This window comes from Listeria tempestatis, assembly GCF_963575625.1.
In the GTDB taxonomy this organism is placed as follows: domain Bacteria; phylum Bacillota; class Bacilli; order Lactobacillales; family Listeriaceae; genus Listeria; species Listeria tempestatis.
In genome coordinates, this window is the sequence record NZ_CAUYTK010000009.1 from 21,508 (window position 1) to 35,825 (window position 14,318).

The window sequence follows — 14,318 nt, forward strand, 5'->3', positions numbered from 1 at the left end:
ACTTGTTTTTTAAAGAACTTCTGGAGCTAAAGAAACGATCTTCATAAAGTTGTTTTCACGAAGTTCGCGAGCAACAGGTCCAAAAATACGTGTTCCACGAGGACTTTTATCATCACGGATAATGACACATGCATTTTCATCAAATTTGATGTAAGAACCATCTTGACGACGTGCTCCACTCTTAGTACGAACGATTACTGCTTTAACAACTTCACCTTTTTTGACAACGCCGCCTGGTGTTGCTTGTTTAACGGTACACACGACAACATCGCCAATGTTAGCAGTTTTGCGTCCTGATCCACCTAGCACTTTAATAGTTAGCACTTCACGCGCGCCAGAGTTATCAGCCACTTTCATACGACTTTCTTGTTGAATCATTAGGACACCCTCCTTCCAGAATAACGGGTAAGAAATAATTTCTTATTTTTATAATAAACGTTAGATAATTACTGCTTCTTCTACTACATCAATTAAACGGAAGCGTTTAGTTGCGGATAGAGGGCGAGTTTCCATGATGCGAACGATATCGCCAGCTTTAGCAGTGTTATTTTCATCATGCGCTTTGAACTTTTTCGAATACTTAACGCGTTTACCATACAAGCCATGCTTTTTGTATGTTTCAACTACTACAGTGATTGTTTTATCCATTTTGTCGGATACTACGCGACCTGTATAAATTTTACGTTGATTACGGTCAGTCATGCATTAAAACCTCCTTACGATTTTCTTTTTAAGCAAGTTCTCTTTCTTTAACAATTGTTTTCATACGCGCGATAGATTTACGTACTTCTCTAATACGTGCAGTGTTTTCCAATTGTCCTGTAGCTAATTGAAAGCGCAGGTTGAAAAGCTCTTCTTTTAGCGCTTTTTCTTGATCTTTGATTTCGGTAGTGGATAGTTCACGGATATCATTAGCTTTCATTTGCTTCACCACCAATTTCTTCACGTTTTACGATCTTAGTTTTGACCGGCAGTTTGTGTGACGCTAGACGTAACGCTTCACGCGCAACTTCTTCAGAAACACCTGCGATTTCGAACATAATTTTGCCACGTTTAACTGGGCTTACCCAGCCTTCCGGAGCACCTTTACCTTTACCCATCCGAACCCCGATTGGTTTAGAAGTGTAAGATTTATGAGGGAAAATTTTAATCCAAACTTTACCGCCACGTTTCATGTAACGAGTCATAGCGATACGAGCAGCTTCGATTTGGCGGTTAGTAATCCAAGAAGCTTCAACTGCTTGAAGACCATATTCACCAAATGCTACTTCAGTTCCGCCTTTTGCACGTCCGCGCATGTTACCACGAAACTCACGACGATATTTAACACGTTTTGGAACTAACATTATTATTTTCCTCCTTCCACATTGTTTTTCTTCGTAGGAAGGACTTCACCGCGATAAATCCAAACTTTAACGCCTAATTTACCGTAAGTTGTGTCAGCTTCTTCCCATGCGTAGTCAATATCTGCACGCAATGTATGAAGAGGTACTGTTCCTTCGCTATAATGTTCAGCACGAGCAATATCAGCTCCGCCAAGACGACCAGATACTTGAGTCTTAATTCCTTTTGCTCCAGCACGCATAGTACGTTGAATTGCTTGTTTTTGCGCACGACGGAAGGAAACACGACCTTCAAGTTGTCTAGCAATATTTTCTGCAACTAGTTTAGCGTCTAAATCAGCACGTTTAATTTCAACGATATTGATGTGTACGCGTTTGCCTGTTAAATCGTTTAGTGATTTACGAAGTGCTTCAACTTCAGAACCACCTTTACCAATTACCATACCAGGTTTTGCAGTGTGAATTGTAATGTTTACACGATTAGCTGCACGTTCAATTTCAACACGTGAAACAGAAGCATCAGCAAGACGTTTTGCGATAAAATCACGAATGCGTAGATCTTCATGTAAGAAGTCCGCATATTCTTTTTCAGCGTACCATTTAGAATCCCAGTCACGAATGACACCGATACGCATACCTATTGGATGTACTTTTTGACCCAACGTTATCCCTCCTTCACTTCAGATACCACAACTGTGATGTGGCTAGTACGTTTATTAATTGCACTTGCACGACCTTGTGCACGTGGACGGAAACGTTTAAGAGTTGGACCTTCATCTACGAAAGCTTCAGATACAACTAAACTATTCACGTCTAAATCATAATTGTGCTCAGCGTTAGCCATAGCAGATTTTAATACTTTTTCAATAATTGGTGAAGCCGCTTTTGGAGTGAACTTCAAAATTGCGATTGCTTCGCCTACTTGCTTACCTCGGATTAAATCAATAACGATTCTCGCTTTACGAGGAGCAATACGTACCGTTTTGGCAACGGCTTTTGCGCTTGTAACTTCATTTGCCATTTAGATAGCCTCCTCTCGAATTATCGTCTAGTTTTCTTATCGTCTGCCGCGTGGCCACGGTAAGTACGAGTTGGTGCAAATTCACCTAATTTATGTCCTACCATATCTTCTTGGATATAAACAGGAACGTGTTTACGTCCATCATATACAGCGATTGTTTGACCTACAAATACTGGGAAGATTGTGGAACGACGAGACCAAGTTTTAATAACTTGTTTTTTGTCGCTTTCATTAGCAGCTTCCACTTTCTTCATCAAGTGATCATCGACAAAAGGTCCTTTTTTCAAACTACGACCCATGACGGAACCTCCCTTCGTATAGTCAGGCAGCTCGGAGCATTTCTCCGTGCTGTCCTGCTAACTTTAATTTAGTCATATTAATCCAGATATTATTTACCTTTACGACGACGTACGATAAATTTATCGGAGTTATTGTTTTTCTTACGTGTTTTGTAACCAAGAGTTGGTTTACCCCATGGTGACATTGGAGATTTACGTCCGATTGGCGCTTTACCTTCACCACCACCGTGTGGGTGATCGTTAGGGTTCATAACGGAACCACGTACAGTTGGGCGTTTGCCTAACCAACGGCTACGTCCAGCCTTACCGATGTTGATAAGTTCGTGTTGTTCGTTTCCAACTTGACCGATAGTAGCACGGCAAGTAGCAAGAATCATGCGAACTTCACCAGAGTTAAGACGAATTAGAACATATTTTCCTTCTTTACCAAGTACTTGTGCACTTGTGCCGGCAGAGCGAACTAATTGTCCACCTTTACCAGGTTTTAATTCGATATTATGGATAACTGTACCCACTGGAATATCTTTGAGTTCTAAAGCGTTACCGACTTTAATGTCTGCTTCTGCTCCAGAGTGAATTGTTTGGCCTACTTCAAGACCTTTTGCTGCGATGATGTAGCGTTTTTCTCCATCAGCGTAGTTGATTAACGCAATATTTGCAGAGCGGTTAGGATCGTATTCGATTGTTGCCACACGACCTGGAACGCCATCTTTATTACGTTTGAAATCGATCACACGGTATTGACGTTTATGACCGCCACCGTGATGACGAACAGTTAACTTACCTTGGTTGTTACGACCAGCCTTCTTTTTCATAGGACGTAGTAAAGATTTTTCTGGAGTACTAGTTGTAATCTCAGCAAAATCAGAACTTGTCATATGACGGCGGCCATTTGTGGTAGGTTTGTACTTTTTAATCGCCATTTTTTTCCCTCCTCGTTAGATTTTTTTATTCTAAACGTTCGTTTTAAACTTCAAAAAGTTGAATTTCTTTACTGTCAGCACTAAGTGTAACAATCGCTTTACGACGTTTGTTTGTATAGCCAACGTAACGACCCATGCGTTTCTTTTTACCTTTGTAGTTCATAACGTTTACTTTTACAACGTCAACTTCAAAAATTTCTTCAATCGCATGTTTAATTTGAGATTTCGTTGCTCGAGTGTCTACTTCAAAAGTATATTTCTTGTCATCAAGAATACTTGTAGATTCCTCTGTTACGACTGGGCGCTTAATGATGTCGCGTGCATCCATTACGCAAGCACCTCCTCTATCTTTTGAACAGCTGCTTTAGTGATGATTAATTTATCATGACTAGCAACTTCTAGTACTGAGATACTTTCAGCTGGGATAACTGTAATGCCTTGGATGTTGCGTGCAGATAATTCTACGTTTTCGCTTTCTCCAGCAACTACAATTAAAGCTTTAGAATCTACAGAGATATTTTTAAGGAAAGCCGCAAAATCTTTTGTTTTAGGTGTATCAAACGCTAAGTTTTCAAGTACAAGAACGTTTTCGTCTTTCACTTTAGAAGATAGGATTGATTTAACCGCTAAACGGCGAACTTTCTTTGGTAACTTGTATGCATATGAACGAGGTGTTGGGCCGAATACGACACCACCTCCGCGCCATTGCGGGGAACGAATCGAGCCTTGACGGGCACGACCAGTACCTTTTTGACGCCATGGTTTACGTCCACCACCACGTACTTCAGAACGATTTTTTACTTTATGAGTTCCTTGACGTAAGGAAGCTCGTTGGCTCAAAATCACATCAACAACTACTTTTTCATTCGGTTCGATACCGAAGACAGCATCATTTAATGTAATTTCGCCAGCTTTAGAACCATCTTGTTTAAGTAAGCTTAGTTTTGGCATTCGTTAGTCCTCCTTTCCAAATAAATTATTTTGCTTTAATAGCAGTTTTAATTTGAACTAATGATTTTTTCGCACCAGGAACGTTACCTTTAATTAAAAGCAAGTTCTTTTCTACGTCTACTTTTACGATTTCCAAGTTTTGGATAGTGATTTGATCTCCACCCATACGACCTGGAAGAAGTTTATTTTTGAAAACACGGTTAGGCGCTACAGGACCCATTGAACCAGGGCGACGGTGGTAACGAGAACCGTGAGCCATAGGCCCGCGAGATTGTCCGTGGCGTTTAATTACACCTTGGAACCCTTTACCTTTTGATACGCCGGTCGCGTCGATGATGTCACCTTCTGCGAATACGTCTACTTTTACTTCAGAACCAATCTCATACTCGTCTAAGTTAACATCGCGGAATTCGCGAATGAAGCGCTTAGGAGTAGTATTGGCTTTTGCTACATGACCTTTTTCGGGTTTGTTTGATAAAACTTCACGTTTGTCTTCGAAGCCAATTTGTACCGCTTCGTAGCCGTCAGTTTCAACAGTTTTCTTTTGAAGTACAACGTTATTAGCTGCTTCAATTACCGTTACTGGAATTAATTCTCCATTTTCAGTGAAAACTTGAGTCATCCCTACTTTTCTACCTAAGATTCCTTTGGTCATGAGTCACACCTCCTGTTAATAGTTGATTTTTTTCGGGCAAAAATTACCCAAGAGTTTATTATAGTTTAATTTCGATATCTACACCGCTTGGCAAGTCTAAACGCATCAAGCTATCCACAGTTTGTGGTGTTGGATTGACGATGTCGATTAAACGTTTATGCGTACGCATTTCGAATTGTTCGCGCGAATCTTTGTATTTGTGAACCGCACGTAAAACTGTGTATACAGATTTCTCTGTTGGAAGTGGAATCGGACCAGATACAGAAGCACCAGAACGTTTCGCAGTTTCCACAATTTTCTCAGCCGATTGATCTAGAATACGGTGATCATAAGCTTTTAAACGAATACGAATTTTTTGTTTTGCCATTATTTTCCCTCCTTCTCGCCTACTTTTAAAATAGACATTCTCCGTAGAAATTACCTGAGTACCCGCCATGGCAAAGCGGCCGGGTGTGTCAGCAACCTTCCACTTCATCACATCTTGCGCCCCAATAGATTAGGGGTGCTCATACAAAAGGGCAGACGGATGCCTACTCATTTGCACTTTATCTATTATACACGTGTTGCCCCTTGTAATCAACCGCTTTTTGAAAAAAGTTTGACTTTCTCTTTAGTTTAAAAACAAGCGTTCGTTCCTATCTTATTTTTTAAAAGCATAAGACCAAACAATTACAAGAAAGACATGGGTTTTAAAAAAACAAGTATTATCTTCTATTAATGAGTTTACGAGACGCAATCACGTCTAATATAAAGTGCAATTTTTGCAAAAAATCTAGGAATCTTCATCCTTGAAGATTCCTAGATTTTAAGTTCGGAATAAAATTAGCATCGCAGTTAATAGAATAAGTACAAATAATGCTATTACATCATTTAAATGGAAGTGGAGAATTTTAAAGCGCGTCCTCTCTTTGTCACCCTGATAGCCACGAACTTCCATTGCATCCGCTAATTCCTCAGCCCGATTAAACGAGCTGACGAACAATGGGATGAATATTGGGACGACTACTTTCATTTGTTCAAATAAATTCCCTTCACCGAATTCGACACCGCGGGCACGCTGGGCTTTCATAATTTTATCTGTTTCTTCCATTAACGTTGGAATAAAACGCAAAGCGACAGACAACATGAGCGCGATATCTTGGACAGGCATTTTAACATATTTAAAAGGTTGTAAAAGATACGCAATTGCATCCGTTAAATCCATCGGCGTTGTAGTTAAAGTAATCGCTGTAGACAAAATGATGATAAGCGTAAAACGGATGAATACGTAAACACCATTTAGAATTCCAAAAGAAGAGATTACGAATGGACCAAAATCTAAATAAATCGTACCACCACTTGTAAAAAGCATTTGCATCATTACCGTGAATAGAATCAGCCAAATAAGTGGTCTAACACCTTTTATAAAAACTTTAATTTTGATACCTGTCATCATAATAACCATGAGCGTAAATAAAATCATGAGCGCATAAGTTTGGATGTTATTTGCTAAAAATAGAATACCAATGAAATAAAATCCTGCTAGTAGCTTTGTTCGCGCATCTAACGCATGGATGAGCGACTGACCTGGAACAAAACGACCAAATATAAGCTTATCTATCATTTCCGCTCTCTCCTTTAACGCGTGAAGTAAACAATGCCAACACTAATCGCCATTAAGACGGTTAGCGAAGCGTTAATCATCACAAAATTTTTAATGCCAATAATAAACGTTTTCGCTTTCACCTGCTCTTGATTGAATTTTTTCAAATTGTTGTAAACTGGTAGAATCACAATAAGCGCGAGCAGCATGACTGGGTGCAAGTATCCAAGTAGAACGGCTACAACTACGGCTAAGAATGACGCGTAATAAAGCACGTTGAACAAGAGAACCCCCATTTTCCTTCCAATATAATAAGGGAGTGTGTATCGATGGTTACGAATATCTTCATCGAGATCGCATAAGTTATTTGCCAGCATGATATTTGCAATCGTGAAGATACAAGGAAGCGAAACAACAGCGATTTGAATGATTTCTAACAGGTTGAAGCGAATGTTGATCCACTCACCTTGCCAGACGAGGTTCGCAATCCCCGCGTCAAACGCATTTACATAGACAGCGAGGAAAAAAATGCCAAACCCCATTGTCACGCCAGAAAAAATTTCGCCAAGTGGCATACGCGAAAGTGGCACCGGACCAAACGTATATAAAATACCAATACAAAAACATACGAACCCAATCAAAAGAACGAGCAAGTCAGTCCTAAAAACAAGCCAAACCCCTAGCCCAGTTGCGATGAAAAACATCGCAAAAATTAAAATGATGACCGTAAGTTCCGGAATTTCCTTTTGCCCAATTATATTACTTGTTTTACGGAAATCATAGTCATGATTATTTGTTGCTTTACGGTAGTCCATATAATTATTAATCGCCGTTGTGGTTAAATCAAAAATCAGCATCGCGAGGAAGAAAATAATTGTATTTTGCCAGTTGAATACTTGATATTCATAAAGCACATACAGTGTCCCGAACATAAATGGGTATACACTTGCAATTTTCGTACGAATTTCAACTAGTTCTAAAAACGTCCGAAACGTCAATTATTCCCCCTCCTTCCCATCTAGCTCGGCCATTTTAAACGCCTTATTAGTAAGTTCAAATTTATCTTTCAAGCCATCTGTCACATATACTTTCTTATCTTTCGTTACAAAAATGGCTTCCACATCCGGAAATGAATCGACATACTCCATACCGCCTTTGACGCCCTTCATGAAAACAGCAGTAGAGAGTCCATCACCATCAATTGATTTTTTCGAAACGATACTAACGCCCGCAAGTTCATTGTTGCACGGATAGCCTGTAAATGGACTTAAAATGTGATGATATTTTACTCCATCAACTTCTAAATAGCGCTCATAAATCCCTGATGTTACGACCGAAATATCCGAACCCGGCAATTTCCCAATTGTTTGCCCGCGAGCTTCAAATGGATTTTGAATACCTATTGTCCAGTTATCGCCTTTTGGATTATTGCCGCGCACAAAAATATTGCCACCTAAATCAATAATTGCCGACGTTACACCCTCGTCTTTCATGACTTTGTTTACCTCATCAGCAATATAACCTTTTGCAATACCACCTAAATCTAGCGCCATACCTTTTTCCGGCAAATAAATTGTTTGATTTTTTTCGTTCATTTCTACTTTCTTATAATCTATTAGCGGCAGAACCGCCTGAATTTCAGCCTCTGTTGGTTTTTTTGCATCTGAAAAACCAATGTGCCACAAATCTGTTAACGGCCCTACCGTAATATCAAAATCACCATCAGATGCTTTACTATATTTAATTCCTTCTTCAACAAGATAGAACATATCTGACGTAACTTTAACTGGCTTTATTCCTGCATTTTGATTGACTTTATCAATTTCAGACTTACCTGCATCACTCGTTGTAATTTCGGCGGCAAGCTTTTTAACGCGCTCAAAGCTCTTATTAATCGCCTCTTCTTTTCCTTTATCGTAGACTTTTAATGTAACGACCGTTCCCATTAAAAATTCTGTTTTCGAATAAGGCTGATCCAGCAACTCGGTCTGTTCTTTTTCCTCTGAGCATGCACTTAATAATAAAATAAAAATAAGTCCTGTTAAAAAAAAGATTTTCTTCATGCGCGAACACCTTTCAATTTTTCTATTGCTTCTTACACTATAGCGTAAATTTTATTCAAGCGCTATATTAAAACACCCTTAAAGTTCGCATAAACTTTAAGGGTGTTCTGTGTTTTAAGTTAATTGCTAATCTTACTCTTCTTCTACTTTATTGTAAACTTTAATTGTATCAGTGTCGCCATTTTGTGCTGCATTTTCAAGTTGTGCTGCATAAATTCTGAATTGGTTAGAAGAACTTGTAGCACCAGAAACAGTATCTACTTCAGCTGGGCTTTGTTTGTCAACTAAAGATTTGTTTAATGCTGGGATGTATTCTTGTGGACCAGTACCAGATTTTGCTTTCATGTTCTTTTCATAATCAGCATCGTCTGTTTTCTTTTGACCATCTTCGTTTACATAGTTGTAATCAGAAGTTACGATTTTACCATCTTTAACTTCCATAGCGAAAACAGCGCGGTATCCGTGTGAATAGTTTTGTTCTTCAAGATTGTATTTACCATCTTGCAATTCAGCACCATTGTTGATAGAAATAGTAGTTGTATCAGCTTTTTGTGCAGCTTGGATTAATTGGTTCGCATAGTTAATGAATGTTTCAGAAGAATGAGTTGCTCCTGTTACAACATCTACACCAGAAGCTGATTGTGATTTAACTAATGAATCGCTTAATTGTTTTAAGTATTCTTGAGGACCTGTACCTACTTTATCTTTCATTGCTTTTTCATAGTCAGCGTCTTCAGATTTCAATTCGCCATCTTTATTTTTGTAATCGTAGTTAGCTTTAGTAATTTTACCATCTTTTACTTCGATTGACGCAAAAGCTTTCCAGCCTTTATCATCATAATTTTTTTCTTCTAATTTGTAAGTGCCGTCTGTCATTGTACCGTCAGTTTTAGCTTCAGTTTTCTTTGTTTCAGTTTGCTTAGGTTCTTCACTAGATTTTTTGTCTGAACTGTTGTCATTTCCACAAGCTACTAATAACATACTGGACGCTACAACTACCGTAAGGCCCATTGCCACTTTTTTCAATTTCATAATTTGCTCCCACCTTTTGGTTTGATTAAAATGTTTGTGATATCACGAGCAATATAAGATAGACTGCAAAAGCGATATCACGATACATACAAATAATAACATCAAGTACTAGGTTTGTCTAGGTTTATTAAAATTACTTAATTCCATAAATTTTCAAAAAATGACGTTCGGCTTATTTTTTTATTCAATTTTGTAGATTTAATTGTATAAAAACAACAAAACAGACCTTTCGCCTATAAAAAATGAGGAGTTTTTAACCATAAAAATTGGCTTTTTTATAAGAAAGAACTATTTTTGTTTTTTATGCTCTTATTCCTATATATTATGTAGACAATCCCCCCTCTTTTCTGTTACACTATGTTAGGTTATTACTATATTTTGGTTATTGAACTAATACTATTTTTGTGAAAAAATAAACAAGGAGTTGAGAAAGCATATGCCTGAAAAAAATATCGTTCTAATAGGGGCAGGGTATGCAGGTGTACATGCAGCTAAGAAGTTAGCGAAAAAGTACAAAAAAGACAAAGACGTTAAAATCACGCTTATCGACCGTCATTCGTACCATACAATGATGACTGAATTACATGAGGTTGCTGGTGGGCGCGTAGAACCTACAGCCATTCAGTATGACTTGCGTCGTTTATTCAATCGCACGAAAGTAAATCTTGTTACAGACAATGTGACAAATGTTGACCACGACAAGAAAGTGGTTGTGACAGAAAACGGCACTTATCCGTTTGATTACCTTGTATTAGGTATGGGCGGAGAGCCAAATGATTTCGGGACGCCTGGTGTTGCTGAAAATGGCTTCACGTTATGGTCTTGGGAAAATTCTGTTCGTTTGCGTACACACATCGAAGAAACTGTAACAAAAGCAAGTCGCGAACAAGACGTTGAAAAACGTAAAGCGATGCTTCGCTTTGTCGTTTGTGGTTCAGGTTTCACTGGTATCGAAATGGTCGGCGAATTGCTTGAATGGAAAGACCGTCTTGCAAAAGATAACAAAATTGACCAAGATGAAATTGAGTTAATGGTTGTCGAGGCTGCTCCAACAATTTTGAATATGCTTGAACGCCGTGATGCCGATAAAGCTGAAAAATACATGGTGAAAAAAGGCATAAAAATCCTTAAAGAAGCTGCTATTGTTGAGGTTAAACCTGAAAGCATCATTTTAAAATCTGGCGAAGAACTTCCAACTCATACTTTAATCTGGACAGCGGGTGTTCGTGCTAACTCTGATACTAAAGATTATGGTATGGAAACAGCTCGTGCTGGACGACTTAAAGTTAACCAATACATGGAAGCTGAAAAATTCGAAAACACTTATGTTATCGGTGACCTAGCTTACTTCGAAGATGAAGAAGGAAAACCTACTCCTCAAATCGTTGAAGCTGCCGAACAAACAGGTATGACTGCTGCAAAAAGCATTATTGCTGAAATCAGCGGCGGACAAAAAGAAGCTTTCCACGGGAAATATCATGGTGTCATGGTTTCCATTGGCGCTAAGTATGGTGTTGCCCATCTAGGTAGCATGCATTTATCTGGTTGGTTCGCTATCTTTATGAAACACATGGTAAACTTGTACTACTTCTTCGGAATTCGCAGTGGTTACTATATGTGGCAGTATATCGTCCATGAGTTCTTCCATATTCGCGACCACCGTAACATTTTCCGCGGCTGGACTTCCCGTTATGGAAATGTACTTTGGAGCTTGCCACTACGTATTTATCTTGGCTGGTTCTGGGTTGATGAAGCACTTGCAAAAATTTATGGTGAAAGCACATGGGATAAAGTTAGTCTTACAAACTTAAAACCATTATTCCAAGGATTGGGTCCTGATTCTTGGTTAACTGCTGAAACATCGAAAATGCCATTCTCTTGGTTGCAAACTGCGGCAACGTCTGGCGCAAGCCAAGCTGCTGGTGATGCAGCGGGTGATGCGGCGCAAAACGTTACAACACCAATTTTCAGCCACATGCCTGGTTGGTTTGAATGGATTATGAAAATTATTATGCCAAATCAAGACGTAGCTGTATTTATGCAAAAAGTTGTTCCTTTCGTGGAATTGGCTATCGGTCTTGCACTTGTTGTGGGTCTGTTCACTTGGTTAGCAAGCGCAGGAAGTATTGGTTTCCTAGCAATGTTCACATTAAGCGCTATGCTTGGTTGGGACAAATTCTGGGCACTACCTGCTTCTATTGCTATGTTAAACGGTGCTGGCCGCACATTCGGTTTAGACTACTGGGTTGTTCCTTGGTTCCAAAAACACCTTGGCCACTGGTGGTATGGTAAACCTCGCGCTATTTACCGCGATTCAGGCAAATAACGATACAATTTCGAGATAAGCGAGAGGCTCGTCCTTTCGCTTATCTTTTCTTTTCATTTAAGGTATATTTTTTATGCAAAATCCTTTACAATAAGGTTAGAAAAAATGTTTAGAGGGGGCAAAGATGTGAAACCATATTTAAAAATGATTCGGCGCTTTGATGTTATCATCGTTATTACGCTTAGTCTGCTCTCTTTTCTGCCTCTAGCTATTTTTTCTTATGTACAAGCAAATGCGCCAGATGACGGGGCGGATAAGACGCTTGTCGCAGTTATTACAGTTGACGGGAAGGAATATAAGCGCGTTGATTTGACGGGGCACTCTGGAACGGATACTTTTACAATTACACAAGAGGATGGCGACTACAATACAATTGAAGTTAAGGATGAAAAAATCAGGATTAGTAAGGCAAATTGCGGGGATCAAGTTTGCGTTCGCACTGGCGCGGTCGGAAAGCTTGGCGAAACGATTGTTTGCTTGCCGCATAAAGTTGTTATTGAGGTCAAAGCGACTGACGGGACATCAAACGATGACGATATGATTATTTCTTCTTAATTTTTATAAAAAAAGGATTGTGAATGTTGATGACTAAAAATAAACGTCTAGTTTATATAGCGCTTTTGGCGGCTCAGGCGGTTGTCATTAGCTTGCTAGAACGAGCTATCCCCTTCCCATTCGCTTTTGCGCCTGGTGCTAAACTGGGGTTATCAAATATTATAACGTGTATTTCTTTATATACGTTATCAACGAAAGATGCTTTTATGATTGTCTGTATCAGGCTTGTGCTTTCAACACTTTTAGGTGGGACAATTTCGACGTTTTTATACAGCGCGGCGGGAGCTTTACTTAGTTTTGTTGGTATGTGGGCGGTGCAGAAGCTCGGGCCAAAACGAGTCAGTATTATTGGTGTGAGTACGACAGGCGGAATTTTGCATAATGTTGGTCAACTTGTTGTGGCAAGCTGGATTGCTGGATCTTGGAACGTTATGCTCTACTTACCTGTCCTTTCGTTTATCGGGATTTTATCTGGGATTGCAATTGGGATTGCAGCGAACTATTTACTTCAGAACGTACAAACATTACGCACGTTTTTCGATGCCAAGAAAGAACAGGCTTTAATAAATAAAAAAGGAGTTTCATGATGCAACTTCATTCCATGTGGGCTTCGTACCCAGATTTAAAAACTGATTTAAAAGATGTGTTAACTACAATTGAAAAAAATATTCAAATTCGCGATAAGCGTGTGAACCAAAATGTACAGTCGCTCATTCATGCAGGTGGCAAATTACTTCGTCCAGCATATGCGCTTTTGATGGCAGAGATCGGGCCAGATTATGAGCGCGAACGGGCGATTTCGATTGCGGCAGCTCTTGAAGTTTTACATATGGCTACGCTCATTCACGATGACGTGGTAGACGAATCGCCACTTAGACGCGGGGAGCCTACGATTCATTCTCGCTACGGGAACCATTACGCGGTTTATACTGGCGATTATTTATTTACGGTTTGTTTCAAAATTTTGTCAAAACACTCTGAGTCGCTACAAAATATTGAGTTTAGCAGTCGCAATATCGAGAAGATTTTAATGGGTGAGCTGGACCAAATGCGGATGCGCTACAATCTTGACGTGTCGGTGAAGGCGTATTTGTCGCGGATATCTGGGAAAACGGCACAACTTTTTGCGCTTAGTTGCTATTCTGGCGCGACGGCGAGTAAGGCCTCGCGAAAGATGGCGATGAAAGCTTGGAATATCGGGCATTATTTGGGAATGGCTTTCCAAATTATTGATGATGTTTTGGATTATACGAGTTCAGATGCGGGACTTGGAAAACCTGTCTTGAACGATGTCTTGCAAGGCGTTTATTCGCTACCGCTTATTTATGCAATGCGCGGACAAAAAAGTGAGTTTGAACCTTTACTTTCTAAAAAAGAAGCGATGACGGATGACGATTTAAAGATGCTCCTTGAATTAATCGAAAAACACAAGGGCGTTGAAAAAGCGTTTGATTTGGCACAGAAATACACGAAAAAGGCTCAAAAAGAAATTTCGAAATTGCCTGAGGGTGGTTACAAAGAAATTCTTGGGCGCCTTACAAATGAAATCCTTACGCGGAAAATTTAAT

At 39.4% G+C, this 14,318-nt stretch carries 20 protein-coding genes; 4 read left to right on the plus strand and 16 right to left on the minus strand.

Annotated features, from left to right (window positions below):
• Positions 1-9 precede the first annotated feature (9 nt).
• From rplN to pplA, 16 genes are all read right to left on the minus strand, one after another.
• Positions 10-378: a 50S ribosomal protein L14 gene (gene rplN / locus R8923_RS10780; protein WP_003723686.1), complete on the minus strand. Its 369-nt coding sequence runs from the start codon at positions 376-378 to the stop codon at positions 10-12.
• A gap of 60 nt (positions 379-438) precedes the next feature.
• A complete protein-coding gene (rpsQ, locus tag R8923_RS10785; RefSeq protein WP_088810709.1) occupies positions 439-702 on the minus strand; it encodes a 30S ribosomal protein S17 in 264 nt (87 codons plus the stop codon).
• 28 nt (positions 703-730) lie between these two features.
• A complete protein-coding gene (gene rpmC / locus R8923_RS10790; RefSeq protein WP_007474820.1) occupies positions 731-922 on the minus strand; it encodes a 50S ribosomal protein L29 in 192 nt (63 codons plus the stop codon).
• Positions 912-1,346 (minus strand): 50S ribosomal protein L16, encoded by a 435-nt coding sequence (gene rplP, locus R8923_RS10795; RefSeq protein ID WP_485872772.1) that lies wholly within the window; start codon positions 1,344-1,346, stop codon positions 912-914. The genes rpmC and rplP overlap by 11 nt, the downstream gene beginning before the upstream one ends.
• 2 nt (positions 1,347-1,348) lie before the next feature.
• Entirely contained in the window at positions 1,349-2,005 is a 657-nt protein-coding gene (gene rpsC, locus R8923_RS10800; protein ID WP_485872773.1) for a 30S ribosomal protein S3, read from the minus strand.
• Between the two features lie 2 nt (positions 2,006-2,007).
• Positions 2,008-2,364: a 50S ribosomal protein L22 gene (gene rplV / locus R8923_RS10805; RefSeq protein ID WP_007474825.1), complete on the minus strand. Its 357-nt coding sequence runs from the start codon at positions 2,362-2,364 to the stop codon at positions 2,008-2,010.
• Positions 2,365-2,384: 20 nt separating this feature from the next.
• Positions 2,385-2,663: a 30S ribosomal protein S19 gene (gene rpsS, locus R8923_RS10810; RefSeq protein ID WP_007474827.1), complete on the minus strand. Its 279-nt coding sequence runs from the start codon at positions 2,661-2,663 to the stop codon at positions 2,385-2,387.
• Positions 2,664-2,752: 89 nt separating this feature from the next.
• Positions 2,753-3,586 (minus strand): 50S ribosomal protein L2, encoded by an 834-nt coding sequence (gene rplB, locus R8923_RS10815; protein ID WP_485872774.1) that lies wholly within the window; start codon positions 3,584-3,586, stop codon positions 2,753-2,755.
• 43 nt (positions 3,587-3,629) lie between these two features.
• Positions 3,630-3,914: a 50S ribosomal protein L23 gene (gene rplW, locus R8923_RS10820; protein WP_007474831.1), complete on the minus strand. Its 285-nt coding sequence runs from the start codon at positions 3,912-3,914 to the stop codon at positions 3,630-3,632.
• Positions 3,914-4,537 carry a 50S ribosomal protein L4 gene (gene rplD / locus R8923_RS10825; protein ID WP_485872775.1) on the minus strand — a complete coding sequence of 208 codons (624 nt, stop codon included), beginning with the start codon at positions 4,535-4,537 and terminating at the stop codon, positions 3,914-3,916. Before rplD ends, rplW begins: the two co-directional genes overlap by 1 nt.
• Before the next feature lie 25 nt (positions 4,538-4,562).
• Entirely contained in the window at positions 4,563-5,192 is a 630-nt protein-coding gene (gene rplC / locus R8923_RS10830; protein WP_485872776.1) for a 50S ribosomal protein L3, read from the minus strand.
• Positions 5,193-5,250: 58 nt separating this feature from the next.
• Positions 5,251-5,559, minus strand: a complete 309-nt coding sequence (gene rpsJ / locus R8923_RS10835) for a 30S ribosomal protein S10 (protein WP_007474836.1) — start codon at positions 5,557-5,559, stop codon at positions 5,251-5,253.
• Positions 5,560-5,997: 438 nt separating this feature from the next.
• Positions 5,998-6,795: an FAD export ECF transporter transmembrane subunit FmnA gene (fmnA, locus tag R8923_RS10840; RefSeq protein ID WP_485872777.1), complete on the minus strand. Its 798-nt coding sequence runs from the start codon at positions 6,793-6,795 to the stop codon at positions 5,998-6,000.
• A gap of 14 nt (positions 6,796-6,809) precedes the next feature.
• Positions 6,810-7,772 carry a 1,4-dihydroxy-2-naphthoate polyprenyltransferase gene (gene menA, locus R8923_RS10845; protein ID WP_485872778.1) on the minus strand — a complete coding sequence of 321 codons (963 nt, stop codon included), beginning with the start codon at positions 7,770-7,772 and terminating at the stop codon, positions 6,810-6,812.
• Positions 7,773-8,837, minus strand: a complete 1,065-nt coding sequence (locus tag R8923_RS10850; protein ID WP_485872779.1) for an FAD:protein FMN transferase — start codon at positions 8,835-8,837, stop codon at positions 7,773-7,775.
• A gap of 132 nt (positions 8,838-8,969) precedes the next feature.
• Positions 8,970-9,869, minus strand: a complete 900-nt coding sequence (gene pplA / locus R8923_RS10855; RefSeq protein ID WP_485872780.1) for an extracellular electron transfer flavoprotein PplA — start codon at positions 9,867-9,869, stop codon at positions 8,970-8,972.
• Positions 9,870-10,305: 436 nt separating this feature from the next.
• Between pplA and R8923_RS10860 the strand changes: the two genes are divergently transcribed.
• From R8923_RS10860 to R8923_RS10875, 4 genes are all read left to right on the plus strand, one after another.
• A complete protein-coding gene (locus R8923_RS10860; protein ID WP_485872781.1) occupies positions 10,306-12,195 on the plus strand; it encodes an FAD-dependent oxidoreductase in 1,890 nt (629 codons plus the stop codon).
• Between the two features lie 126 nt (positions 12,196-12,321).
• Positions 12,322-12,750, plus strand: coding sequence for a NusG domain II-containing protein (locus tag R8923_RS10865; protein WP_485872782.1), 429 nt, complete (start codon positions 12,322-12,324; stop codon positions 12,748-12,750).
• Between the two features lie 29 nt (positions 12,751-12,779).
• Positions 12,780-13,337: a flavinylation system FAD exporter subunit EetB gene (gene eetB, locus R8923_RS10870; protein WP_485872783.1), complete on the plus strand. Its 558-nt coding sequence runs from the start codon at positions 12,780-12,782 to the stop codon at positions 13,335-13,337.
• Positions 13,337-14,317 (plus strand): polyprenyl synthetase family protein, encoded by a 981-nt coding sequence (locus R8923_RS10875; RefSeq protein ID WP_485872784.1) that lies wholly within the window; start codon positions 13,337-13,339, stop codon positions 14,315-14,317. The genes eetB and R8923_RS10875 overlap by 1 nt, the downstream gene beginning before the upstream one ends.
• Position 14,318: the final 1 nt, after the last annotated feature.

Bases quoted from the DNA above. Each gene is read 5' to 3' on its own strand.
- rplN (WP_003723686.1), bottom strand. From the start codon at position 378: ATGATTCAACAAGAAAGTCGTATGAAAGTGGCTGATAACTCTGGCGCG.
- rpsQ (WP_088810709.1), bottom strand. From the start codon at position 702: ATGACTGACCGTAATCAACGTAAAATTTATACAGGTCGCGTAGTATCC.
- rpmC (WP_007474820.1), bottom strand. From the start codon at position 922: ATGAAAGCTAATGATATCCGTGAACTATCCACTACCGAAATCAAAGAT.
- rplP (WP_485872772.1), bottom strand. From the start codon at position 1,346: ATGTTAGTTCCAAAACGTGTTAAATATCGTCGTGAGTTTCGTGGTAAC.
- rplV (WP_007474825.1), bottom strand. From the start codon at position 2,364: ATGGCAAATGAAGTTACAAGCGCAAAAGCCGTTGCCAAAACGGTACGT.
- rpsS (WP_007474827.1), bottom strand. From the start codon at position 2,663: ATGGGTCGTAGTTTGAAAAAAGGACCTTTTGTCGATGATCACTTGATG.
- rplB (WP_485872774.1), bottom strand. From the start codon at position 3,586: ATGGCGATTAAAAAGTACAAACCTACCACAAATGGCCGCCGTCATATG.
- rplW (WP_007474831.1), bottom strand. From the start codon at position 3,914: ATGGATGCACGCGACATCATTAAGCGCCCAGTCGTAACAGAGGAATCT.
- rplD (WP_485872775.1), bottom strand. From the start codon at position 4,537: ATGCCAAAACTAAGCTTACTTAAACAAGATGGTTCTAAAGCTGGCGAA.
- rplC (WP_485872776.1), bottom strand. From the start codon at position 5,192: ATGACCAAAGGAATCTTAGGTAGAAAAGTAGGGATGACTCAAGTTTTC.
- rpsJ (WP_007474836.1), bottom strand. From the start codon at position 5,559: ATGGCAAAACAAAAAATTCGTATTCGTTTAAAAGCTTATGATCACCGT.
- fmnA (WP_485872777.1), bottom strand. From the start codon at position 6,795: ATGATAGATAAGCTTATATTTGGTCGTTTTGTTCCAGGTCAGTCGCTC.
- R8923_RS10850 (WP_485872779.1), bottom strand. From the start codon at position 8,837: ATGAAGAAAATCTTTTTTTTAACAGGACTTATTTTTATTTTATTATTA.
- pplA (WP_485872780.1), bottom strand. From the start codon at position 9,869: ATGAAATTGAAAAAAGTGGCAATGGGCCTTACGGTAGTTGTAGCGTCC.
- R8923_RS10860 (WP_485872781.1), top strand. From the start codon at position 10,306: ATGCCTGAAAAAAATATCGTTCTAATAGGGGCAGGGTATGCAGGTGTA.
- eetB (WP_485872783.1), top strand. From the start codon at position 12,780: ATGACTAAAAATAAACGTCTAGTTTATATAGCGCTTTTGGCGGCTCAG.
- R8923_RS10875 (WP_485872784.1), top strand. From the start codon at position 13,337: ATGCAACTTCATTCCATGTGGGCTTCGTACCCAGATTTAAAAACTGAT.